This window comes from Rhodococcus sp. 5G237 (assembly GCF_053764735.1).
In genome coordinates this window covers 268,410-291,348 of sequence record NZ_JBSNCD010000001.1, presented here as the reverse complement: position 1 = coordinate 291,348, position 22,939 = coordinate 268,410, and the positions used below count along the sequence as shown (strand labels likewise).

Genomic DNA, 22,939 nt, shown 5'->3' with positions numbered 1-22,939 from the left:
GGCCCGGTTCGGCTGCGTCCACTACGGTTTCAGACAGATTTTGATGGCGCCGTCCTGCTTCTTCTGGAAGATCTCGTACGCGTGCGGTGCGTCGTCGAGCGGGAGGCGGTGGGTCGCGAAGTCGTCGACCCCCAGCGGATCCTCGTCGGTCAGGAGCGGCAGGATCTCCGGGACCCAGTTCAACACGTTGGCCTGACCCATGTGGAGACGGATCTGCTTGTCGAACAGGGTGAGCATCGGCATCGGATCTGCCGCCCCGCCGTACACGCCGCTCAGCGAGACCGCACCACCACGCCGCACGACGTCGATCGCGGTGTACAGCGCGTGGAGACGGTCCACTCCGGCCTTCTCCATGAACGGCTCGGCGATTGCCGACGGCAGGAAACCGGCGGCACTCTGGGCGAGCTTCGCGACGGGTGAGCCGTGCGCCTCCATACCCACGGCGTCGATCACCGAATCGGTACCGCGCCCGTTCGTCATGTCACGGATCATGTCGCCGGGGTTGTTGTCGACCTCGCGCAGATCGACGACCTCGATGCCGCGGGAGGCCGCGCGGGCCAGTCGCTCGGGGACCATGTCCACGCCGATCACGCGGGCACCCTTGTGCGCCGCGATGCGCGCGGCCATCTCACCGATGGGGCCGAGGCCGAGCACCGTGACACTCCCACCGTCGGGGATCTCCGCGTATTCGACGGCCTGCCACGCGGTGGGCAACACGTCGGAGAGGTAGACGAAACGGTCGTCGGCCGGCCCTTCCGGGACCTTGATGTGGGTGGCGTCGGCATGGGGGACGCGCAGGTATTCGGCCTGCCCGCCGGGCACGCTGCCGTAGAGCTTCGAGTAGCCGAACAGCGCGGCACCGGTGCCCTCCTCACGGACCTGCGTGGTCTCGCACTGCGAATGCAGGCCGTGGGAACACATGAAGCACTGGCCGCAACACACCTGGAAGGGGATCACCACCCGGTCGCCGGGCTTCAGTTTCGTGACGCCGGAGCCGACCTCCTCGACGATGCCCATCGGTTCGTGACCGAGGATGTCGCCAGGAGTCATGAAGGCTCCCAACACCTCGTACAGGTGCAGGTCGGAGCCGCAGATGTTGGTGGTGGTGACGCGGATGACGGCGTCACCGGCCTCCTGGATCGTCGGATCGGGCACCGTATCGACGCTCACGTTGCGGCGCCCCTGCCATGTCACTGCCTTCATGTCGCTCCTCGGCTCCTCGGGTGCAGGAATGTCGGGTCGTACCCGGCACGTGTCCCTCGATGCCTACCCGCGCTCGGAGCGGGCAAACGCCGGACCGGAAGAGGTCGCCTGCCGCAGAAGGCAGGTTTGCGGAGTGCGGGGTTTGCGGAGTGCGGGGGAGAGGTATGTCGCCGTAGAACCGAATTCACCGCGACACACGTCTGCGGCCGCTCCACGGGAGCGCAGCCGCACAGAAGGAGGTCAGGTGACCACGTCGGACCCCGAACATCATGGAAACCAGGATCCCGACCCTGCACGTACCCCGGATCTGGAACCCGGCGGTGGCGTAGCGCCCGGATCGACGCCCCCCGATTCGGGGACGACGTCCGGGCTGTCCGCCCCGGAACCCGACACGAGGAAGCGGTTCCCCATCAGCGGGTGGCTCACGCTGCTCGCCGTCGCGGTGATCGTGATCATCTTCGTGGTCGCGATCTTCGGCATCCTGTCCTGACGGTTCGGCCGGAGCCGCGCCGCGGAGCTTCTCGTCAGCGTCCGCGACGCGGTAGCCGCACGACCTGCACGAAGAATTCGTCGATCTGCTTCACGGCACCGATGAACTGGTCGAGATCGACCGGCTTGGTGACGTACGCGTTGGCGTGCAGCTTGTAGCTGCGGAGAATGTCCTCCTCGGCCGACGAGGTCGTGAGCACCACGATCGGGATGTCGGACAGTTCCGGATCGGACTTGATCTTCGTCAGCACCTGCCGGCCGTCGTACTTCGGCAGGTTCAGATCGAGCAGGATCAGATCCGGGCGCGGCGCGCCCTCGTGGTCGCCCCGGCGGTACAGGAAGTCGAGTGCTTCCGCCCCGTCGCGGACGACGTGGAGGGCGTTGCCGATCTTGTTGTCCTCGAATGCTTCACGGGTCATCAGCTCGTCGCCGGGATCGTCCTCGACCAACAGGACGTCCACCGGTCGGGCAGGGGGATATGTCACGATCGTGCTCCTCAGGCCGTGGTCCCCTGCTTCTGCTCGACGGGGCGTGATGCGGTTCCGAGGGTGAAGCAGATTCGAGTGCCCTCGGTATGAGTATCGCCGTACTCGGTGTCGATCCAGATTCTTCCCGCGTGATACTCGACGATTTTCTTGCACAGCGCCAGTCCGATACCGGTGCCCTGGTAATCGTCGCGAGGATGCAGCCGCTGGAAGATGACGAACACCTTCTCGGCGTACTCGCTGTCGATCCCGATGCCGTTGTCGGTGACGCAGAAGTGCCACTGCGGACCGTCCGACTCGTCCTCGACTTTTTCGCACTCGATCCTGATCACCGGGGTGCGATCGGGATGTTGGAACTTGATGGCGTTGCCGACCAGGTTCTGCCACAGCATCGTCAGCAGAGTGGGGTCGCCGGTGAGCTCGGGGAGGTCGTCGGGGCGTTCGATCTGCGCCTGTGACTCCTCGATGGAGGCAGAGAGGTTGAACAACGCCTTCTCGAGCGGTCGGCCGAGGTCGACCCGGACGTAGGCGTCGTGAACGCGTCCGACCCGGGAGAAGGCGAGCAGATCGCTGATCAGCACCTGCATCCGCTTCGCGCCGTCGACGGCATACTCCACGTACTGCCGTCCCCGATCATCGAGGACGTCGCCGTACCGCTTCTCGAGCAACTGGCAGAAGGACGCGACCTTCCGCAGCGGTTCCTGCAGGTCGTGCGATGCGACGTAGGCGAACTGCTCGAGTTCGGTGTTCGAGCGGCGGAGTTCCTCGGCCTGGGAATCGAGATCCTCGGTCTGTTTCGCGAGCAGGGTCTGCTGCTTCCGGGAGTCCGCCAACGCGTCCGCGATACGACCGCGCATCGTCTCGACATCGAGGGCGAGTGCCCGGATGTCCTTCGGTCCCTGGGGGTAGATGTGCTGGTAGAAGTTCTCCTCCAGCGCGACCCGGCGGCTGGCCCGGCGAAGCCTTGCGAGCGGCACGGCGACGAGGTTGTGGACGAGAACCACCGTGGCGAGACCGGTGAGGATGAACGTGATCACCATCGCGATCAACACCGAATTGCGGATGGTGCGGGACTCCGCGAGTTCGTCGAGGTCCTCCGCCAGGACATCGGAGAGAGCGTTGTTCTCCTGGGCGAACATCGACCGGATCTCACCGAAGGCCAGCCGGTCCTGCTCGGCCAGGGCCGGATCGACGGGACGCGGCTCCCCGGGAACGACGGTCTCGATGATCGGCTCTGCGTACTGCGTCCGCCACTGCGCAGCGGCGGCCTCGATCGTGTCGATGTCGGCGAGCAGATCCGGATGCCCGGCGAGGAGCACGCGAAGACGATCGAGCGCGACCTGCTGGTTCTCCTGACCCGCACGGTACGGCCCGAGGAAGACGGGTTCGGTCGTGAGCGCGTACCCGCGGACCGCGGTCTGTTGATCGAGCAGAGCGGTCTGCAAGTTGAAGGCCTGCGTCATCGCCGGCTGGATCCGCTCGGTCACCTCGTCGGTGATCTGCACGGTGCGCTGGATGAAGATCCCGCCGACGATCGAACCGACGACGGCGAACACCGCGAGGAGCGCGAACGCCAACTGGAACCAGCTCTGCACGGCCAGCCGCGAGGAGATGCGCTCGATACGCGGTTCGGGAACCGAAGGATCCCTCATCGCTGCACCGTCGCTCCGACTTCGGCGGAACGCACGAAACCGATCACATCCACCCCAGCTTCCCGGTCCGTGCCCGATTCGCGCCTACGGGCGACGAATCCCGACGGCGGTGCGGTCCCGGACCTGTCGGTCTGCGAACACACGTATGGACGGGCTGTCTGTTGAACCCGAATGCGAACTGTAGCCGACCGGTGGAGCCGTCCCGATCCGGCCACGGGCCGAAGCGGCTGCACCGAGTGCCGGAACGCGACTAGGGTCGGTCGCATGACACGACGAGTGAGTGTGTGGGGTGGCGCGTTCTGGCTCGGTCGGAAGGTTCGCGAGCAGGCGCTCGGCGCTGCCCGCGAACTGGAGGAGCTCGGGTACTCCCGGTTGTGGACGTCCGGCGGATTCCAGGACGGTTTCCCCTCCGTCTACGGGGAACTGCTCGCGGCGACGACGACGCTCGAACTGGCGAGCGGCATCATCAGCATCTGGCACGCCGACCCGGAGACCACGGCCGCTGCGGTCGCCGATCTGGAGTCGCGGTATCCTGGTCGTTTCCTGCTGGGAGTCGGAACGAGTCACGCTCCCGTCGTCGACGCGCGGGAGAACACCAGCTACACCAAGCCCTACAGCCGGATGGTCGAGTACCTCGACGGTCTCGATGCGGCGTCGACGCCGGTGCCCACCGATCGCAGGGTCCTCGCGGCGCTCGGCCCGCGCATGCTGAAGCTGTCCGCCGAGCGCGCGGCAGGAGCCCATCCGTACTTCGTTCCGCCCGAGCACACGGCGGTCGCGCGTGAGGCCCTCGGCTCGGAGCCGTTGCTCGCGCCCGAGGTGGCCGTCGTCCTCGAAACCGACGAGACCGTCGCGCGCGGCATCGCCCGCGAGTACATGCGCGGTTATCTCGCGCTGCCGAACTACTCGAACAACCTGCGTCGTCTCGGGTACACCGACGAGGACCTCGCCGACGGTGGCAGCGACGCCTTGATGGACGTGCTCATCCCGTGGGGTGATCTCGACAGCGTCGTCGCTGGCATCGAGAAGCACTACGCCGCCGGTGCCGACGAGGTGGCCATCCAGGTGCTCACCGCGGATCCGTTCACCTTCCCGAGCGAGGGCTACCGGCAGCTCGCGTCCGCGCTGCTGAGCTGAGGCCACCGAACCCCGAGGGCGCCGCACCCCGAGGTCACCGAACCTCGAGGTCACCGGACTCCGAGACCTCCGGACCGGTGCGGCCGCTCAGATCGGCCGCACCGTGAGGATCTGGGACATCGTGCCGATCGGGCCGGTCGCATCGTGCAGCACCGTGCTCGTCAGGCCGATGCCGTCGGCGCCGAACGAGACCGACGTATCGAAGCCGACCCATTCACCGCGGGGTTCGGCGAACAGGTGCACGGTCAGATCGAGGTTGGGGAAGGCGACCGTCCTCGGATCGGCACGCACCGCCATGCCGTTGGCGATGTCGAACAGGCCGGCCGTGGCGGCGAGATCGCTGACCTTCTCGCCCTCCACGAGCGGAAGATCGGTACGCACCCAGAACGAGGCCCGTCCGGGTGCGGTCGAGACGCGACGCACCTCCACCGAGTCGATGAATCCTCCCGGCCACAGCGTCGTCGGGTCCCAGGGTTCGCAGTCCTCGGGCGACGGGATCGGCTGCAGCGTGGTGCCGGCGATCTCCGCGGTGGGGCCGGTCTGCATCAGCCACGCGCGCGCACGCACGATCGCGCGCCCGTCGTAGGCGAGTGTCGCTTCCACCAGTTCGATGGTGCGTCCGGGCCGCAGGACCTCGACGGTCGTGACGACGGGACCGACGGGCACGGTGCCGAGGATGTCGTACGACAGGCGTCCGATCGCGAGGTCGTCGTCGCGCCGCGCGTCGCGGTCGCATTCGACGACGTGGGCGATCAGCCCGAGGGCGGGCGCGATGTGCTGCTCCGCCTCGTTCCACGCCCCACCGACGTGTTCGGTGGCGCGGAAGGAGGTCGGGCCGAGTCGTTCGAAGTAGCTCATGCGGTCTCCGTTCGTGCCGGCTCTGCCGCGAGAGCCGAGGGGGTCGTGGCGAGAGCTGCCAGTGCCATGCGTCGCAGCACCGCGCGGGTGCCTTCGGGGGAACGCGGGTCGGCACTGTGCGGTGTCGAGTTGATGAGTCCGAAGGTCGCGTGCGCCATCGTGCGCGCGTCGGATTCGGGCAGTGCGGGGTCGATGCGGCGCAGGACGTCGACCCAGATCTCGACGTAGCGCCGCTGGGTCACCCTCACCTCCCGCTGCCCCTCGTCGGGGAGGGACGTGAACTCGCGGTCCTGCACGCGGATGAGATCGGGCTCGCCCAGCGCGAAGTCGAGATGGAAGTCGACCAGCCCCTCGAGGGCGTCGCGCGGGTCGGGCGTCGTCTCGGCGACCTGCGTGCCACCTGCGAGGAGGCGGCGGCTGATCTCGACGAGGATCTCGACGAGCAGGGCGTCCTTGTTGGGGAAGTGCCGATACACGGCGGGTCCGCTGATCCCCACGGCCGCACCGAGATCCTCGAGGCGGACCCCGGGGAATCCGCGTTCGGCGATCAGGTGCGCCGCGGCACGCAGGAGGTCCCGTCGGCGTTCCGCCTTGGCGAGGCTACGCCGCGTCGGGCGTCCCGATGCGGTCGAGACGTCGATCGCGGACTCGGTCATGAAAATCTCCGCTCGGTGTGGTCTGGACAACTCGGTTAATCATAACTAACCTAGATTTCAGTTAATGGCGATTAGTCGATCTACCGAGGATGGTGTGCGTGACAACCGCTGAGACGGCCTCGACAACCAGCCGCGACCAGCATGAACAGCTGGTCGGAGAGCTCCGAGACAAGCTCGCTGCCGCAGCACTGGGCGGCAGCGAGAAAGCCCGGGAGCGGCATGTCGCGCGCGGCAAGCTGCTTCCCCGCGACCGCGTCGACGAACTGCTCGACACGGGCAGCCCGTTCCTCGAACTGTCGCCGCTCGCCGCCGACGGCATGTACGACGACGAGTGCCCCGGCGCCGGCATGATCGCCGGCATCGGCCGCGTCGCCGGCCGCGAGTGCGTGATCGTCGCGAACGACGCCACCGTCAAGGGCGGCACCTACTACCCGATCACGGTCAAGAAGCATCTGCGGGCGCAGGAAGTCGCGCTGCAGAACAATCTGCCGTGCCTGTATCTGGTCGATTCCGGTGGCGCCTTCCTGCCGCGGCAGGACGAGGTCTTCCCCGACCGCGAGCACTTCGGCCGCATCTTCTACAACCAGGCCACCATGAGCGCCAAGGGGATTCCGCAGATCGCCGCGGTCATGGGCTCGTGCACCGCCGGCGGCGCCTACGTCCCCGCGATGAGCGACGAGGCCGTCATCGTCCGCAACCAGGGCACCATCTTCCTCGGTGGCCCGCCGCTGGTGAAGGCCGCGACCGGCGAGGTCGTCACCGCGGAGGAACTCGGTGGCGGCGACCTGCACTCGAAGGTCTCCGGCGTCACCGACCACCTGGCCGAGGACGACCGCGACGCGCTGCGCATCGTGCGCGACATCGTCTCCACCTTCGGTCCGCGCAACCCGCGCCCATGGGACGTCGAACCCACCACCCCGCCCGAGGCCGACCCCACCGAGCTGTACGACGTGGTGCCCACCGACTCGCGCATCCCCTACGACGTGCACGAGGTCATCGACCGCGTCGTCGACGGCTCCAGCTTCCACGAGTTCAAGGCCGAATACGGCAAGACGCTCGTCACCGGCTTCGCGCGCATCCACGGCCACCCGGTCGGCATCATCGCGAACAACGGCGTGCTCTTCGGCGAATCCGCTGTCAAGGGAGCCCATTTCATCGAACTGTGCGACAAGCGTTCGATCCCGCTGGTGTTCCTGCAGAACATCTCCGGCTTCATGGTCGGCCGCGACTACGAGGCCGGCGGTATCGCCAAGCACGGCGCGAAGATGGTCACCGCGGTCGCGTGCGCGCGGGTGCCGAAGCTGACCGTCGTCATCGGCGGCTCGTACGGCGCCGGCAACTACTCGATGTGCGGTCGCGCGTATTCGCCTCGCTTCCTGTGGATGTGGCCCAACGCCCGCATCTCCGTCATGGGTGGCGAGCAGGCCGCCTCTGTGCTGGCCACGGTGCGTTCCGACCAGCTCGACGCCTCGGGTAAGCCCTGGACGGCCGAGCAGGAGGAGGAGTTCAAGGCTCCGATCCGCGCCCAGTACGAGGAGCAGGGCAACCCCTACTACTCGACCGCGCGCCTGTGGGACGACGGCATCATCGATCCCGCAGACACCAGAAAAGTTCTCGGACTGGCACTGTCGGTGTGCGCCAACGCCCCGCTCGAGCCGGTCTCCTACGGCGTCTTCCGGATGTGAGTGCACCCATGACTGATACGACTCGGATCGACACGGTGTTGGTCGCCAACCGCGGCGAGATCGCGGTGCGCGTCATCCGCACCCTGAAGGCGATGGGCATCCGCTCGGTCGCCGTGTTCAGCGAGGCCGACCGCGACGCCCGCCACGTGCAGGAGGCCGACACCGCGGTGCTGCTCGGACCCGCGGCGGCGCGCGAGAGCTACCTGGTGATCGACAAGGTCATCGACGCGGCGCTCGCCACCGGCGCGCAGGGCATCCACCCCGGCTACGGATTCCTCTCGGAGAACTCGGCTTTCGCCGCCGCATGCGCCACCGCCGGTATCGCCTTCCTCGGCCCGTCCGCCCACGCGATCGAGACCATGGGCGACAAGATCACCGCCAAGGCCGCGGTGTCGGAGTTCGGCGTTCCCGTCGTGCCCGGCATCTCCCGGCCCGGACTGAGCGACGACGAACTGATCGCGGGCGCCGAGGAAGTCGGCTATCCCGTGCTCGTCAAGCCGTCCGCCGGTGGTGGCGGCAAGGGCATGCGCCTCGTCGAGGACCCGAAGGATCTGCCCGCCGCGCTCGAATCCGCCCGTCGCGAAGCGGCGTCGGCGTTCGGCGACGACACCCTCTTCCTCGAGCGGTTCGTGCAGCGCCCCCGGCACATCGAGGTCCAGGTCCTCGCCGACGCGCACGGCAACGTCGTCCACCTCGGCGAGCGCGAGTGCAGCCTCCAGCGGCGGCACCAGAAGGTCATCGAGGAAGCGCCCTCGCCGCTGCTCGACGAGGCCACCCGCGCCCGCATCGGTGAGGCCGCGTGCAACACCGCGCGCAGCGTCGACTACACCGGCGCCGGCACCGTCGAGTTCATCGTCTCCGCCGACAAGCCGGACGAGTTCTTCTTCATGGAGATGAACACCCGACTGCAGGTCGAGCATCCGGTCACCGAGATGGTCACCGGCCTCGATCTCGTCGAGTGGCAGGTGCGCATCGCCGCCGGTGAGCCGCTCGGCTTCACCCAGGACGACATCACCCTCACCGGCCACGCGATCGAGGCCCGCGTCTACGCCGAGGATCCGGCTCGCGGCTTCCTCCCGACCGGCGGTGAGATCGCCGACGTCGTCGAACCCACCGGCCCCGGCGTGCGCGTCGACTCCGGCATCCGCGCCGGCACCGTGGTCGGCAGCGACTACGACCCGATGCTCGCCAAGGTCATCGCCCACGCCGACGACCGCGCCGGAGCACTGCGACGCCTCGACCGGGCACTCGCACAGACCGCCGTGCTCGGCGTCGTCACCAACGTCGACTTCGTGCGGTTCCTGCTCGCCGACGACGACGTCGTGGCCGGTGCGCTCGACACCGGACTCCTCGACCGCCGGGTCGGCGACTACACCGCCCCCACGACCGCCGATTCCACGCTCGTCGCCGCGGCGATCCTGCGGTGGCTCGACCGCTGGGAGGGCGACACCACCGATCCGTGGGCGGTGCCCGACGGATGGCGCGTCGGTGCCCACCGGCCCGTCACGTCGCGCCTCACCTCCGGCGACCGCACCGCACACGTGCGCCTGACCGGAACCCCGGCGGCCGGTGTTGCCGAGGTCGAGGACGGCGAGACCTACCGGTTCAGCGCCGTGCTGCACGGTTCCGATCTGGCGGTCGTGCTCGACGGCCGGCGTCACAGCTACCGCGTCGGCGAATCCGACGGTGCGGTCTGGCTTTCCGACGGCCACGGCAGCGTCGCGGTCCGCGAGGTGCGCGAGGCATCGGTGCGCGGCGACGACGCGCACGCCGGCGACGCCGACATCACCAGCCCGATGCCCGGCGCCGTCATCGCGGTGTCCGTCGCATCCGGCGACACCGTCACCGCCGGGCAGACGCTCGTCGTCGTCGAGGCCATGAAGATGGAACATTCGCTCACCGCCCCCATCGACGGCACCGTCGAACTGTTCGCGGCCGCCGGTGAGCAGGTCAAGGTCGATCAACTTCTCGCGCGGGTCACCCCGCACGCCGACACGGAAGAGGCACAGTCATGACGGAATACCTGGCCACGGGCCAACTTCCCGACGAGTACGAGCAGCTGCGCAAGACCGTCGCGGACTTCGCCCGCACGGTGGTCGCGCCGGTCGCGGCCAAGCACGATGCCGAGCATTCGTTCCCCTACGAGGTCGTGCAGGGCATGGCAGAGATGGGCCTGTTCGGCCTGCCGTTCCCCGAGGAGTACGGCGGCATGGGCGGCGACTACTTCGCGCTGTGCCTCGCGCTCGAGGAACTCGGCAAGGTCGACCAGTCCGTCGCCATCACCCTCGAGGCCGGTGTCTCGCTCGGTGCGATGCCGATCTACCGTTTCGGCAACGAGAAGCAGAAACAGGAGTGGCTGCCGCAGCTCGCGAGCGGTCGCAACCTCGCTGCCTTCGGTCTCACCGAGCCGGGTGCGGGCAGCGACGCCGGAGGCACGAAGACCACCGCCAAGCTCGAGAACGGCGAGTGGATCATCAACGGCAACAAGCAGTTCATCACCAACTCCGGCACCGACATCACCTCGCTGGTGACCGTCACCGCCGTCACCGGGGTGCGGGAGAACGGCAAGAAGGAGATCTCCACGATCCTCGTGCCGACCTCCACGCCGGGCTTCACCGCCGAACCCGCCTACAACAAGGTCGGCTGGAACGCCTCCGACACGCATCCGCTCACCTTCGCCGACGTGCGGGTGCCCGAGGAGAACCTCCTCGGCGAGCGGGGCCGCGGCTACGCCAACTTCCTGCGCATCCTCGACGAGGGCCGCATCGCGATCGCCGCGCTGTCGACCGGCGCCGCGCAGGGCTGCGTCGACGAATCGGTGAAGTACGCCAAGGAACGCGAGGCATTCGGCAGCCCGATCGGCAACAACCAGGCCATCGCCTTCAAGATCGCCCGCATGGAGGCACGTGCGCACGCAGCACGCACCGCCTACTACGACGCCGCCGCCGCGATGCTCGCCGGTAAGCCGTTCAAGAAGCAGGCCGCGGTCGCCAAGCTCGTCGCGTCCGAGGCCGCGATGGACAACGCGCGCGACGCGACGCAGATCCACGGCGGCTACGGCTTCATGAACGAGTACGCCGTGGCGCGCCACTACCGCGACAGCAAGATCCTCGAGATCGGTGAGGGCACCACCGAGGTGCAGCTCATGCTCATCGGACGGGAGCTGGGACTGTGAGCGAGACCGACACCACCGTGGAGAAGCGGATCGTCCAGCGCGGCCTGTGGTTCGAGGAATTCGAACTCGGCGCGATCTACGAGCACCGCCCCGGTCGCACGATCACCGAGGCCGACAACACGCTGTTCACGACGCAGACGATGAACACGCAGGCGCTGCACCTCGACGCCGCCTACGCCGCCGAGACCAGTTTCGGTGAGCGTCTGGTCAATTCGATGTTCACGCTCTCGACGATCGTGGGACTGTCGGTCGCCCAGCTCACGCAGGGCACGATCGTCGCGAACCTCGGATTCTCCGAGATCTCCTTCCCCAAGCCGCTCTTCCACGGCGACACGCTCTACGCCGAGACGAAGATCGTCGACAAGCGCGAGTCGAAGAGCCGGCCGGGGGAGGGCATCGTCACCCTCGAGCACACCGGTCGCAACCAGCACGGCGATGTCGTCGCCGTCGCCGTGCGCAAGACCCTCGTCCAGAAGAGGCCCACGACATGACCTGGGAACTCCCCGGCCCCGCATGGCTTTTCTGTCCCGCCGATCGCCCGGAGCGCTACGCCAAGGCCGCCGAACGTTCCGACGTGGTGATCATCGACCTCGAGGATGCCGTCGCACCGGCCGACAAGCAGGCCGCCCGTGAGGCACTGATCGCCACGCCGCTCGACCCCGAACGCACCGTGGTGCGGGTCAACCCGGTGGGCACGGCCGACCACGAGGCCGATCTCGAGGCGCTGCACCGCACGTCGTACACGCGGGTCATGCTGCCCAAATGCGAGAGCGGCGACGAGGTGCGCTCGCTCGCACCGCTCGAGGTGGTCGCGCTCATCGAGTCGCCCCTCGGGGTGCTCGCGGTCGAAGACATCGCCGTCGCCGAGAACACACTCGGAATGATGTGGGGTGCCGAGGATCTCGTCGCCGGACTCGGTGGCAACGCGAGCCGCCGCGCCGACGGGACGTACCGCGCGGTCGCGCAACACGCCCGGTCGGTGACCCTGCTCGCCGCGAAGGGTCACGCCCGCTGGGCGCTCGACTCGGTGTACCTGAACATCAAGGACACCGACGGTCTCCACGAGGAGGCCCTCGACGCCGTGGCGGTCGGATTCGACATCAAGGTGTCGATCCACCCGAGCCAGGTCGACGTCGTCCGCCGGGCGTACGCGCCCACCCCCGAGGAGGAGGCGTGGGCGCGACGTGTCCTCGAGGCCGCCGAATCGGAGCGCGGCGTCTTCGATTTCGAAGGGAAGATGGTCGACGCCCCGGTGCTGCGTCACGCCGAGCGCGTGCTGCAGCGCGCGTCGGCTGCCGCCTCGGCATGACCGCGCGTCACCGGGGACGGTGACGCAACAACTGAGTGAGACGGTGGGCGCTGTCGAGCAGGGCCTCACCGAGTTCGGGCACACGATCGGGCCGGAACCGGCTCTCCACGCCGGTCAGACTCAACGCCCAGGTCGGGGCGCCGCGGTGATCGAACACCGCGGCGCCCATTCCCCAACTGCCCTCGACGATCAGCGCCGGATTGACGGCGTAGCCGGCCAGCCGTGTCGCCTCGATGCGCTTCTCCAGTGCGGGTCGCGCATGGTCCGGCCCCCAGTTCTCCGTGAGATCCGCCCGCGACAGATACGCCTCGATCTCCTGGTCGGGCATGTGCGCGAGGATCGCCAGCCCCGCCGACGCCACCCCGAGCGGGAACCGGATCCCGATGTGGAGTACGTGCGAACGCAGCGGGAAGCTGCCCTCCTCCATCGCCAGACACACGGTCTCGTCGCCCCGTCGCGCGGAGAGGAAGGCGCTCTCGCCGGTCGCGCGCGCCAGATCGCGCAGCACGTCGCCCGCGAGATCGGTGATGTCGTAGCGCACCGAGGCAAGCGATCCCAGCAGGTAGAGTTCGGGTCCGAGGGCCCAGCGTCCCGACGCCGGATCCCGGTCGACGAGCCCCTCGTCGGCGAGCGAGCTGAGCAGCCGGTGCACCGTGGGCCGGGCGAGATCGGTGCTGCGGGCGACCTCCGAGGTCGTCACCCCTTTCGGTTCGTGCGACGAGACGGTGCGCAGCAGAGCGGCGATCCGCGTGACCAGTTGACCCCGTGCATCGGACGACATGCCTCGATTCTACGTCCACTCAATGAACGCATATGGCGTCTCCGTTCGATGAACGACCAATTTCAGAGAGATTCGGACGGGCACTTGTGTTCGCCACCTGCAGGATCTTTAGTAGAAGCCGAGAATGTGACCGCGTTCATCTAGTGGACGTGATTCGTCCAGCGGAGCCCAGGCGGCTCCCCCGGAATCCGAGAGGTGAGAGTTGGCAACGAAAGTGTTCGAGACGGCGGCGGAGGCCGTCGCCGACATCCGTGACGGTGCGACGCTCGCGGTGGGCGGATTCGGACTGTGCGGCATTCCCGACATCCTGATCCAGGCCATCGCCGACACCGGGGCCACCGACCTCGAGGTGTTCTCCAACAACTGCGGCGTCGACGGCCACGGCCTCGGAATCCTGCTGGGCAGCAAGCGCATCCGCCGGGTCACCGCATCGTACGTCGGGGAGAACAAGGAATTCGCCCGGCAGTACCTCTCGGGTGAGCTCGAGGTGGAGCTGACCCCGCAGGGCACTCTCGCCGAGAAGCTCCGCGCCGGTGGTGCGGGCATCCCCGCCTTCTTCACCCCCGCCGGCGTCGGCACGCCCATCTCGCAGGGCGGACTGCCGTGGAAGTACAACGCCGACGGTTCGATCGCCGTGGCATCCCCGGCGAAGGAGATCCGCGAGTTCCGCGGCAAGCGGTACGTGCTCGAGGAGTCCATCACCGCCGACTTCTCGCTCGTGCACGCCCTCAAGGGCGACACCGAGGGCAACCTGGTGTTCAACAAGGCCGCGATGAACTTCAACCCGCTCGCCGCGATGGCCGGCGGCGTGTGCATCGCCCAGGTCGAGGAACTCGTCGAGCCGGGTGAGATCGATCCGGGTGAGGTGCACCTGCCGGGAATCTTCGTGAACCGGGTCGTGCACACCGGTGTCCAGGACAAGCAGATCGAGAAGCGCACCGTCAGCGCCGCGAAGGGAGCGTAGAAGATGACCACAGCTGTCGAGACACAGGGTTGGACGCGCACGCAGATGGCCGCGCGCGCCGCGCAGGAACTCTCGCCGGGGGAGTACGTCAACCTCGGTATCGGCCTGCCGACGCTGATCCCCAACTACCTGCCCGAGGGTGTGCACGTGACCCTGCACAGTGAGAACGGCATCCTGGGCACCGGGCCGTACCCCACCGACGACGCGGTCGATCCCGACCTGATCAACGCTGGCAAGGAGACCGTGACGGTCAACCCCGGCGCTGCTTTCTTCGACTCGGCGCTGAGCTTCGGCATGATCCGCGGCGGCCACATCGACACCGCCGTGCTCGGCGGCATGGAGGTCTCGGCCACCGGCGATCTGGCCAACTGGATGGTGCCCGGCAAGATGGTCAAGGGCATGGGCGGGGCGATGGATCTCGTCCACGGTGCCCGCAAGGTCATCGTGCTCATGGAGCACACCGACAAGCAGGGCAACCCGAAGATCGTCTCGGAGTGCTCGCTGCCGCTCACCGGTGAGGGAGTGGTGCAGCGCATCATCACCAACCTCGCGGTGATCGACGTGACCGCCGACGGCCTCGTCCTGACCGAGTGCGCCCCCGGCGTCACCGAGGAGCAGGTGCGCGCCGCGACCGGAGCGCCGCTCACCCTTCCCTGACGACCGGCCGGTTCCGCCTGCGGAACCACCGGAAGATCCACCTTCTCCGCGCGACCCCGGTCTCGGACTCCGTCTCGAGCCGGGGTCGCGTCGAGTTCAGGGCCGTGCGGGCCTCCTCGCGACGACGTGCCCGCTCGACCTTCCACACCTCCACCAGCTCCTCGGCGTCGACCTTGTGGATCGGTACGGGCAGGCCGCTCGGGAAACGCAGGCAGTCGGCGATCCGCCGGTTGAGATCGGAGACGATGTCGCGCACCACCTTCTCGCTGGGCGCCGAGCCGACCGTGCCGGGCAGCCGCTCGATCTCGCGCCGCAACTGCAGTTCGGGCGGCAGCAGCGCCTCCGTCGACAGGCCCTCACGCGCCAGATAACTCTTCACCCACCACAGATCGTCGTCGCCGTGGTCGGGGATGGGTTTGCCGTAACCGGGCAGATCGTCGAAATCGCCCCGGTCCTGCGCCACGCGGATCTGACGTTCGATCCATGTCTCGAACGTCAGGTCCCACCGCTTGCGCTCGGTCACACATCCAGGATGCCAGCGCGGGCGCCCGTCCCGGGTGCGGTGCGTGGTGTCCTAACCTGAGCCACGTGGAAGGACAGCGCGAGTCGCCGGTGCATGCCCGCCCGCCGGGCGACGGGGTGGACACCAACACGGTGCTCGGCAAGGTCGTCACCGTGCTGTGGGCGTTCACCGCCGACGACCACGTCCTCACCCTCGCCGAACTGGGCCGGCGTACCGGATTGCCGAAGGGGACGTTGCACCGCATCGTCACCGATCTCGTCGCCGTCCGGCTGCTCGACAAGGATCCGGCGGGATACCGCCTGAGCGGTCAGCTCTTCGAACTGGGTCTGCGCGCCTCTCTCGAGCGCGGCCTGGTCGAGGTCGCGATCCCGTTCATGGAAGACCTGTACGAGCGCACCCACGAGACCGTGCACCTCGGCGTCCCCGAAGGGGTGGAGGTCGTCTACGTCTCGAAGATCGGCGGACATCGCCCCGCCTCCACGCCGTCCCGGATCGGTGGACGGATGCCCATGTACTGCACCGGAATCGGCAAGGCCCTTCTCGCGTTCTCCCCGCCCGAGCTGCTGGCCGGGGTGGTCGAGGCCGGGTTGGCGCGCAAGACTCCCCGGACCATCACGACACCCGGCCGGCTCGGGGCGAATCTCGCGACCGTGGTCGAGCGCGGTGTGGCGTTCGAGTTCGAGGAGTCCGCGGTGGGCCTCGCCTGCGTCGCCGCTCCGATCTTCGACGCGGACGAGCGTCCCATCGCGGCGGTGAGCGTCACCGGTCCCGTCACCCGGTTCCGTCCGGAGAAGCACGAGGGCGCGGTGAAGGCCGCCGCCGCGGGCATCGCTGCCACCCACGCCCGGCGCGAAGCCATCCGCAACCTCTGAGCCTCACGTTCCACTCACCGGAACGCGCCCCTATGCGGGTACGGACCTCGCCGCCAGGATGGTCGTAATCCATCGAACGACGAGGACGTGATGACTACCAGCTCCAACACCACATCAGCGGCGGATCGCACCCGCATCGCCGGTGCGGCGGCCGACCGTCTCATCGAGGCCACACGCAGCTCCACCCCGTGCGGTCCGGTCCGCGACCTGCTCGGGGAGACCGACATCGACCTGGCGTACGCGGTGCAGCAGCAGCTCACCGACCGCCGGCTCGCCGAAGGTGCCCGCATCGTCGGACGCAAGATCGGCCTGACCTCCCCGGCGGTGCAGCAGCAGCTCGGTGTCGACCGCCCCGACTTCGGTGTCCTCTTCGACGACATGGACGTCACCGATCTCGACGAGGTGCCCAGCAAGCGCCTGCTGCAGCCGAAGGCCGAGGCCGAGATCGCCTTCGTCCTCTCCGCCGACCTCGACTCGGACGATCTCGATCTCGCGACCGTCCGCGCCGCCGTGGGACATGCGGTCGCCGCTCTCGAGATCGTCGACAGCCGCGTCGCCGGCTGGGACATCAAGATCACGGATACGGTCGCGGACAACGCATCCAGCGGCCTGTACGTGCTCGGCTCGCAGACGCTCACCCTCGACGAATTCGAGCCGATCGACGCCACCATGCGGATGTACGTCGACGACGAACTCGTCTCCGAGGGCAACGGCGCAGCCTGCCTCGGCGATCCGCTGAACGCCCTGCTGTGGCTCGCGCGCACGGCACGCGAGTTCGGCCAGCCCCTGCGCGCAGGGCAGGTCGTGCTGTCGGGGGCACTCGGCCCGATGGTCCCGGCGCCGCCCGGCGTCACGGTCCGCGCCGAGATCTCCTCGCTCGGCACCGTCACCGCGCGTTTCTCTTCCGAAAGCTCCACCGCACAGGAGAACTCATGACCACCAAGGTTGCCATCATCGGGTCGGGCAACATCGGCACCGACCTGCTCATCAAGATCAAGCGACTGGCCGACGCCGAACTCGAGACCGTCGCCCTCGTCGGTATCGATCCCGAATCCGACGGTCTCGCACGGGCGAAGCGCCTCGGCATCGACGCCATCTCGAACGGTGTCGAAGGACTCGTCGAGCACCCGCGCTTCGACGAGATCGAGATCGTCTTCGACGCGACCTCGGCGAAGGCCCACGAGTACAACGAGAAGGTCCTGCGCCCGCACGGGAAGATGCTCATCGACCTGACGCCGGCCGCGATCGGCCCGTACACGGTGCCGCCGGTGAACCTCACCGAGCACCTCGACGCTCCGAACGTCAACATGGTCACTTGTGGTGGCCAGGCCACCATCCCGATCGTCGCGGCAATCTCCCAGGTCACCAAGGTGCACTGGGCCGAGATCGTCGCCTCGATCTCCTCGAAGTCGGCCGGCCCCGGCACCCGCGCCAACATCGACGAGTTCACCGAGACCACCTCGCAGGCCATCGAGAAGATCGGTGGCGCCACGCGCGGCAAGGCGATCATCATCCTCAACCCGGCCGAGCCGCCGATGATCATGCGCGACACCGTGCTCGCGCTCGTCGGCGAGGACCGCAAGGACGAGATCGTCGCGTCCGTCGAGGCGATGGTCGCGAAGGTCCAGGAATACGTGCCCGGTTACGCCCTCAAGCAGGAGGTGCAGTTCACCGAGGTCACCGAGCCCATGGAGACGCTCACCGACCACACCGGCCCCCTGTGGAAGGTCGCGGTGTTCCTCGAGGTCAAGGGCGCAGCGCACTACCTGCCCGAGTACGCGGGCAATCTCGACATCATGACCTCCGCGGCGCTGCAGGTCGCACGCGCCGTGGCGGCACGCAAGAAGGATCAGGTGACGGCATGACCGCGGCAACCACTACGGCACGTGAATTCGCAAGCGACGGAACGGCGCTGTACATCCAGGACGTGACCCTGCGCGACGGCATGCACGCCATCCGTCACCGCATCACCCCCGAGAACGTCGCGGCGATCGCCGGTGCACTCGACCGTGCGGGTGTCGACGCCATCGAGGTGTCGCACGGTGACGGCCTTGCCGGTCACTCGCTGACCTACGGTCCCGGCAGCAACACCGACTGGGAGTGGCTCGAAGCCGCAGCGGGAGCCATCAACTCGGCAACCCTGACGACGCTGCTCCTGCCCGGTATCGGAACCGTCCACGAGCTGAAGCGCGCCTACGAGATCGGTGTGCGGTCGGTGCGCATCGCGACGCACTGCACCGAGGCCGACGTCTCCGCGCAGCACATCGCGGCGGCGAAGGAACTGGGCATGGACGTGTCGGGCTTCCTGATGATGTCGCACATGACTTCCGCAGACGCCCTGGCCCAGCAGGCGAAGCTCATGGAGTCCTACGGCGCCGACTGCGTGTACGTCACCGACTCGGGTGGCCGCCTCACGATGGACGGTGTCCGCGAGCGCATCCGTGCATACCGGGACGTGCTGAACGAGAGCACCCAGATCGGTATCCACGCCCACCAGAACCTGTCGCTGTCGGTGGCGAACTCCGTCGTGGCGGTCGAGGAGGGCGTGATCCGCGTCGACGCGTCGCTCGCCGGCCAGGGTGCCGGTGCGGGCAACTGCCCGATCGAACCGTTCGTCGCGGTCGCCGACCTCAAGGGCTGGAAGCACTCGTGCGACCTGTTCGGTCTGCAGGACGCCGCCGACGATCTGGTGCGTCCGCTGCAGGACCGTCCGGTGCAGGTCGACCGTGAAACCCTCACCCTCGGCTACGCCGGCGTGTACTCGAGCTTCCTGCGTCACGCCGAGACCGCAGCGAGCATCTACGGCCTCGACACCCGCGACATCCTGGTCGAGATCGGTCGTCGCGGCCTCGTCGGTGGACAGGAGGACATGATCACCGACGTCGCACTCGACCTGCGCAACCGCACAGGGAACTGATCCCCGGCCGCATCGAGCCGGAACAGCCGCGTCGGGCGTGGCACGACCCACTGGTCGTGCCGCGCCCGTGTGCATGTCTAGTCGGTCAGATCCCGGTAGTCCGGGTGCTTCTCGATGAACTTGTCGACGTACGAGCAGATCGCGACGATGCGCTTGCCGCGTTCGCGGACGTCGTCGAGGGCGTAACCGACGAGCTTGCCTCCGAGTCCCTGACCGGAGTAGCCCTTGTCGATCTCGGTGTGGTCGAAGACGAGGCGGCCGTCGTCGTCGGGGTGGTACTGCGTGTACCCGACGACGGCGTCGTCGTCGCGGACTTCGTATCTCTGCTTCTCGGCGTTGTGCACCACGGTCACGGACGAATCGCTCATGGTCTTCCTCTCACCGTCGACAAGCGGGTGTGTCCCACAGCATAGAGAACGGGCCGCGGCGCAATGCCGCGGCCCGTTCTGCGGTGCCGGGTTATTCCGGCGGCGAGATGTGCTGGGCGAGATACAGCGGTTCGCCGAGCTGCTCGATCAGGTCGAGCTGGGTTTCGAGATAGTCGATGTGTTCTTCCTCGTCGGCGAGGATGTCCTCGAAGATGTTGGCCGAGGTGATGTCGCTGACCGAGCGCATGTACTCCGACCCCTTGCGGAGGCGATCGCGGGCCTCGATCTCGACCTGCAGGTCGGATTCGAGCATCTCCTTGGCGGACTGCCCCAGACGTAATGCGCCGAGGCGCTGGTAGTTGGGGAGTCCGTCGAGGTAGAGGATCCGATCGGTAAGCCTCTCGGCGTGACGCATCTCGTCGAACGACTCGTCGCGCGTGTGCTTCGCGAGCTTCGACCATCCGCGGTTCTCCTGCATCTTCGAATGCAGGAAATACTGGTTGATCGCCGTGAGCTCGGCGGTGAGTTGTTCGTTGAGCAACTCGATGACCTTCTTGTCGCCCTTCATGGCACCTCCCGGGGTGAACCATCAGGTTTACCGCCGGGTAGGGGCTGGCTACACGGCGGTCTCGAGTTCGATGGTCTCATTCCGCTGCCGGGCCTGCCGGATGATCGCCGAGATATTGCGTACACAATTCCCGCAGTCGGTACCGGCGCGGCACTTGGCGCTCACCTCGCGGGTACAGCGTGCTCCCGCAGCCACCTCTGCCTCGATGTGGTGGTGGGTAAGAGCGTGGCAACTGCAGACGATCATCAGAGCCACCTTTCTGCGACTGAGGGAACACTCACTTAGGTTGTCCAAACCTTACATCGGCTTAGGCTAGCCTAGCTTGTGATCGTAGTCACACAAAGGGAGGGCCGAATCCGTGCTATACCCAGGTCCGTCCTAGGGGGTGTTACCGCAGCTACTGCTGTTGCAGGTGTTGCGATACCACCTGGTTGATCCGGTGCAGACCAGGCGCGGTGAGGCCCGGGATCTGGTTCTCGATCGTGCGCACCAGCGACGAATCGTCGAGAACCTTTTCGCTCGACTGGATCAGGACGGTGCCCGCGCCGGTGAAATCGAACTGCCGTTCCTCCCCCGACTGCACGCCGAAACGCCGCGCCCCGGCCGAGACGAACCCGGTGATCCACGATTCGTCGTAGTGGTGACTGGGGGACGGGCAGTCGGCCCAGCCGACGAGTGCCTCCGGGTCGACCCTCAGGGGCGGCTCGGCGAACATCACCGGCCCGTTCGACGACGCGAGGAAACGGCCCGTACCGATGAGGGTGAGGAAACCCGGGACGATCGACTGGTTGAGCGACAGGCCCGGTTCGAAGGCCAGCAGATTGGCCTGCCGGATCGTGAGGTTGCCGTCGTCGAGGTCGTACGAGTTGATGTCGTATCCGCGGTCGCCGATGATCAGCTTCCCGAAGCCCTCGGCCACGACGTAGTCGCCGAGATAGAGCGGAGCGGAGAACTGCTGGGCCACCATGTGCAGCAGGTGTCCCTGCAGTCCGTGGGTGAGCGCCGAGAACTGCACCTGGCCGTAGTACGCGATCATCGCGCCCTTCGACAGGAACCAAGGCGTCTGCAGGTCGATGCAGTAGGCATAGGGGTTGCCCGGCACGTTGTCGCTGCCGCCGAAGCTCGACGGGTTCAGAACGGTACTCACAGCTTCTCCTCCGATGCCTGCACGTAGACGATGCCCTGTCCGCTGCATTCGAGTTGCATGGCCTCCCCGCCGGTGCGACCGACGTTCCGCCAGCTCATCGACGATTTCAGTTCGGTGCGGACCGGGCCGTAGGACGCTACGAACGCCTGCGGGTCGACGACCACCGGCGTCGGGCCGCCCACCTGAAGCTCGAACACGCCCCCATGGGCGAGCAGCACCGCCGCACCCTGGCCGGTCAGTTGCGTGGTGAACATGCCGGTGCCGGTCATCGCGCCGGTGGCGGCGCCGCGTAGCGCCCCGAACAGACCCCCGCCGCCACCGCCCCCACCGGAGGCCGCGGCCACCGAGACGACAGTGGACTGCAGACCGGTGGTGTGGGCGAGCAGGCGCGACGCCTCCACGCGTAGTTCCCCGCCCGCGGACATGTCGACGATGTGTGTCTCGAGACCGCGGAAGCCGTAGTGCACGACACCGTCGCCCTGCGCGAGCATCGTGGCCTCGTGTTCACCCTGCAGCATGCGTCCCGCCATACCGGCGAGACCGCCGAGACCGGGAGCGCCTCCCGCGCCGCCGGGAACGCCGTGGGGGGAGAACCGGACGTTGCCGGTGTAGAACAGCATCGCGCCGCGGCGGGCCACGACGGGACCGGACTGCCGCAGGTCGACGCGCACGACCTTGCCGTTGATCTTCGTGAAGCTCATCTGTTCCTACCGTTCCGCCGGCTGGATGGAGACCACGCCCACGCCGTCCCACTTCAGGGAGAACGCCTCGCCGCTACCTTGACCGATGGCGGAGCGCCACGACACGTCGGTGACGAACGACTGCGTGAGCTGACCCTTCGCGCACACGAAGGCGTCGGGATCGACGACGAGGGGATACTGCGGCGACACCTCGAGATGGATGAGCGGGCCCCCGGCCGAGAGCAGCGCGACCTGCCCGGTCCCCGTCACCGTCGTGGTGAACAGACCCTGGCCGCTCATACTGCCGCGCAGACCCGCGAACGTCACGTTCGTGTTCAGGTTCCCGCTCAGTGCCAGCAGTTGCTCGGACTCGACCTGCAGGGTCTCGTTGTTCAGGTCCAGCACCGTCACGTCCTGCGCCTGATGCGCGAAGTAGACGACGCCCGTGCCGCTGCACTCCATGAGCGAGAGCCCCTCACCCGTCGCGCGCTGCCGCAGCCCGGAGAGAACACCCTCACCACCACCGAAGCCGGCGGACTTGAAACCGACCTGCCCTTCGTACGCCACCATCGACCCCGACAGGGCCCGGACGGACGAATTGCTCAGGTGGGCTTCGATCACCCTCTTGGTCTTCACGACTAGCCGCATGGCGGGAAACGATAGTCGGAAACGACTTCGGTGGAGTAGACGCGAGCGTTCCGTACAGCGGACCGAGCTAGGGCGTAGCTCACATTTTCCGGCGTTAGTGTTCAGCCGTAGGTCATCCGGCCGACGAGCGCACAGCATTCGATGCGCGGTTCGAGCTGTCCAATT

26 protein-coding genes are annotated in these 22,939 nt (G+C 67.6%); 13 read left to right on the top strand and 13 right to left on the bottom strand.

Annotated elements, in window-relative coordinates; all coding sequences use genetic code 11:
• Positions 1-21 precede the first annotated feature (21 nt).
• Complete coding sequence (locus tag ACWPOC_RS01350; RefSeq protein WP_016693267.1) at positions 22-1,203, bottom strand: zinc-dependent alcohol dehydrogenase; 1,182 nt, start codon at positions 1,201-1,203, stop codon at positions 22-24.
• A gap of 244 nt (positions 1,204-1,447) precedes the next feature.
• Here ACWPOC_RS01350 and ACWPOC_RS01345 point away from each other — a divergent pair, with 244 nt between their 5' ends.
• The gene (locus ACWPOC_RS01345) at positions 1,448-1,693 is read left to right on the top strand and encodes a DUF6480 family protein (RefSeq protein ID WP_024102438.1); all 246 of its coding nucleotides are present in this window, start codon (positions 1,448-1,450) and stop codon (positions 1,691-1,693) included.
• A gap of 34 nt (positions 1,694-1,727) precedes the next feature.
• On the opposite strand, the gene ACWPOC_RS01340 is transcribed toward ACWPOC_RS01345, so the two are convergent.
• A complete protein-coding gene (locus tag ACWPOC_RS01340; RefSeq protein ID WP_172415070.1) occupies positions 1,728-2,177 on the bottom strand; it encodes a response regulator in 450 nt (149 codons plus the stop codon).
• 11 nt (positions 2,178-2,188) lie between these two features.
• On the bottom strand, positions 2,189-3,829 hold the full coding sequence (locus tag ACWPOC_RS01335; protein WP_088899515.1) for a sensor histidine kinase: 1,641 nt from the start codon (positions 3,827-3,829) through the stop codon (positions 2,189-2,191).
• Positions 3,830-4,093: 264 nt separating this feature from the next.
• Here ACWPOC_RS01335 and ACWPOC_RS01330 point away from each other — a divergent pair, with 264 nt between their 5' ends.
• The gene (locus ACWPOC_RS01330; protein ID WP_202400343.1) at positions 4,094-4,966 is read left to right on the top strand and encodes an LLM class F420-dependent oxidoreductase; all 873 of its coding nucleotides are present in this window, start codon (positions 4,094-4,096) and stop codon (positions 4,964-4,966) included.
• A gap of 87 nt (positions 4,967-5,053) precedes the next feature.
• Here the strand turns inward: ACWPOC_RS01330 and ACWPOC_RS01325 are convergent, their stop codons facing one another.
• Together ACWPOC_RS01325 and ACWPOC_RS01320 are read right to left on the bottom strand one after the other, a co-directional pair.
• Positions 5,054-5,824 carry a thioesterase family protein gene (locus ACWPOC_RS01325; protein ID WP_016693262.1) on the bottom strand — a complete coding sequence of 257 codons (771 nt, stop codon included), beginning with the start codon at positions 5,822-5,824 and terminating at the stop codon, positions 5,054-5,056.
• Positions 5,821-6,480, bottom strand: coding sequence for an SACE_7040 family transcriptional regulator (locus ACWPOC_RS01320; RefSeq protein ID WP_016693261.1), 660 nt, complete (start codon positions 6,478-6,480; stop codon positions 5,821-5,823). Before ACWPOC_RS01320 ends, ACWPOC_RS01325 begins: the two co-directional genes overlap by 4 nt.
• A gap of 89 nt (positions 6,481-6,569) precedes the next feature.
• Here ACWPOC_RS01320 and ACWPOC_RS01315 point away from each other — a divergent pair, with 89 nt between their 5' ends.
• Genes ACWPOC_RS01315 through ACWPOC_RS01295 form a run of 5 tightly spaced genes read left to right on the top strand, consistent with a single transcriptional unit; the run spans position 6,570 to position 12,649 of the window.
• Positions 6,570-8,165, top strand: a complete 1,596-nt coding sequence (locus ACWPOC_RS01315) for a carboxyl transferase domain-containing protein (protein ID WP_455407883.1) — start codon at positions 6,570-6,572, stop codon at positions 8,163-8,165.
• An 8-nt stretch (positions 8,166-8,173) separates the two neighbouring features.
• Entirely contained in the window at positions 8,174-10,180 is a 2,007-nt protein-coding gene (locus tag ACWPOC_RS01310) for an acetyl-CoA carboxylase biotin carboxylase subunit (RefSeq protein ID WP_455407882.1), read from the top strand.
• Positions 10,177-11,340, top strand: coding sequence for an acyl-CoA dehydrogenase family protein (locus ACWPOC_RS01305; RefSeq protein ID WP_006550753.1), 1,164 nt, complete (start codon positions 10,177-10,179; stop codon positions 11,338-11,340). The genes ACWPOC_RS01310 and ACWPOC_RS01305 overlap by 4 nt, the downstream gene beginning before the upstream one ends.
• Complete coding sequence (locus ACWPOC_RS01300) at positions 11,337-11,831, top strand: MaoC family dehydratase (RefSeq protein WP_006550752.1); 495 nt, start codon at positions 11,337-11,339, stop codon at positions 11,829-11,831. The genes ACWPOC_RS01305 and ACWPOC_RS01300 overlap by 4 nt, the downstream gene beginning before the upstream one ends.
• Positions 11,828-12,649, top strand: coding sequence for an HpcH/HpaI aldolase/citrate lyase family protein (locus ACWPOC_RS01295; RefSeq protein WP_455407881.1), 822 nt, complete (start codon positions 11,828-11,830; stop codon positions 12,647-12,649). Before ACWPOC_RS01300 ends, ACWPOC_RS01295 begins: the two co-directional genes overlap by 4 nt.
• A gap of 7 nt (positions 12,650-12,656) precedes the next feature.
• On the opposite strand, the gene ACWPOC_RS01290 is transcribed toward ACWPOC_RS01295, so the two are convergent.
• Positions 12,657-13,430, bottom strand: coding sequence for an IclR family transcriptional regulator (locus ACWPOC_RS01290; RefSeq protein WP_006550750.1), 774 nt, complete (start codon positions 13,428-13,430; stop codon positions 12,657-12,659).
• Between the two features lie 202 nt (positions 13,431-13,632).
• On the opposite strand from ACWPOC_RS01290, the gene ACWPOC_RS01285 reads away from it, so the two are divergent.
• Together ACWPOC_RS01285 and ACWPOC_RS01280 are read left to right on the top strand one after the other, a co-directional pair.
• On the top strand, positions 13,633-14,394 hold the full coding sequence (locus ACWPOC_RS01285; protein ID WP_455407880.1) for a CoA transferase subunit A: 762 nt from the start codon (positions 13,633-13,635) through the stop codon (positions 14,392-14,394).
• Positions 14,395-14,397: 3 nt separating this feature from the next.
• Positions 14,398-15,051, top strand: coding sequence for a CoA transferase subunit B (locus ACWPOC_RS01280; RefSeq protein WP_120280851.1), 654 nt, complete (start codon positions 14,398-14,400; stop codon positions 15,049-15,051).
• Here the strand turns inward: ACWPOC_RS01280 and ACWPOC_RS01275 are convergent.
• Positions 15,038-15,574, bottom strand: a complete 537-nt coding sequence (locus ACWPOC_RS01275) for a DnaJ family domain-containing protein (RefSeq protein WP_455407879.1) — start codon at positions 15,572-15,574, stop codon at positions 15,038-15,040. The genes ACWPOC_RS01280 and ACWPOC_RS01275 overlap by 14 nt on opposite strands.
• Positions 15,575-15,690: 116 nt before the next feature.
• Between ACWPOC_RS01275 and ACWPOC_RS01270 the strand changes: the two genes are divergently transcribed.
• The 4 genes from ACWPOC_RS01270 to dmpG all read left to right on the top strand — a co-directional run bounded on the left by ACWPOC_RS01270 (position 15,691) and on the right by dmpG (position 19,363).
• Entirely contained in the window at positions 15,691-16,446 is a 756-nt protein-coding gene (locus ACWPOC_RS01270; protein WP_016696328.1) for an IclR family transcriptional regulator, read from the top strand.
• Between the two features lie 90 nt (positions 16,447-16,536).
• Complete coding sequence (locus ACWPOC_RS01265) at positions 16,537-17,382, top strand: 2-keto-4-pentenoate hydratase (protein WP_006550746.1); 846 nt, start codon at positions 16,537-16,539, stop codon at positions 17,380-17,382.
• On the top strand, positions 17,379-18,311 hold the full coding sequence (locus ACWPOC_RS01260) for an acetaldehyde dehydrogenase (acetylating) (protein WP_088899521.1): 933 nt from the start codon (positions 17,379-17,381) through the stop codon (positions 18,309-18,311). Before ACWPOC_RS01265 ends, ACWPOC_RS01260 begins: the two co-directional genes overlap by 4 nt.
• A complete protein-coding gene (gene dmpG, locus ACWPOC_RS01255) occupies positions 18,308-19,363 on the top strand; it encodes a 4-hydroxy-2-oxovalerate aldolase (protein WP_006550744.1) in 1,056 nt (351 codons plus the stop codon). Before ACWPOC_RS01260 ends, dmpG begins: the two co-directional genes overlap by 4 nt.
• Positions 19,364-19,440: 77 nt before the next feature.
• Here dmpG and ACWPOC_RS01250 read toward each other — a convergent pair whose 3' ends face one another.
• The 6 genes from ACWPOC_RS01250 to ACWPOC_RS01225 all read right to left on the bottom strand — a co-directional run bounded on the left by ACWPOC_RS01250 (position 19,441) and on the right by ACWPOC_RS01225 (position 22,774).
• Positions 19,441-19,731 (bottom strand): GNAT family N-acetyltransferase, encoded by a 291-nt coding sequence (locus ACWPOC_RS01250; protein ID WP_120280850.1) that lies wholly within the window; start codon positions 19,729-19,731, stop codon positions 19,441-19,443.
• Between the two features lie 91 nt (positions 19,732-19,822).
• On the bottom strand, positions 19,823-20,299 hold the full coding sequence (bfr, locus tag ACWPOC_RS01245) for a bacterioferritin (protein WP_006550742.1): 477 nt from the start codon (positions 20,297-20,299) through the stop codon (positions 19,823-19,825).
• 48 nt (positions 20,300-20,347) lie between these two features.
• Complete coding sequence (locus ACWPOC_RS01240; protein ID WP_006550741.1) at positions 20,348-20,545, bottom strand: (2Fe-2S)-binding protein; 198 nt, start codon at positions 20,543-20,545, stop codon at positions 20,348-20,350.
• A 151-nt stretch (positions 20,546-20,696) separates the two neighbouring features.
• A complete protein-coding gene (locus ACWPOC_RS01235) occupies positions 20,697-21,446 on the bottom strand; it encodes an AIM24 family protein (protein WP_006550740.1) in 750 nt (249 codons plus the stop codon).
• Positions 21,443-22,147, bottom strand: a complete 705-nt coding sequence (locus ACWPOC_RS01230; RefSeq protein WP_455407878.1) for an AIM24 family protein — start codon at positions 22,145-22,147, stop codon at positions 21,443-21,445. The genes ACWPOC_RS01235 and ACWPOC_RS01230 overlap by 4 nt, the downstream gene beginning before the upstream one ends.
• Before the next feature lie 6 nt (positions 22,148-22,153).
• Positions 22,154-22,774, bottom strand: a complete 621-nt coding sequence (locus ACWPOC_RS01225) for an AIM24 family protein (RefSeq protein WP_455407877.1) — start codon at positions 22,772-22,774, stop codon at positions 22,154-22,156.
• Positions 22,775-22,939 lie beyond the last annotated feature (165 nt).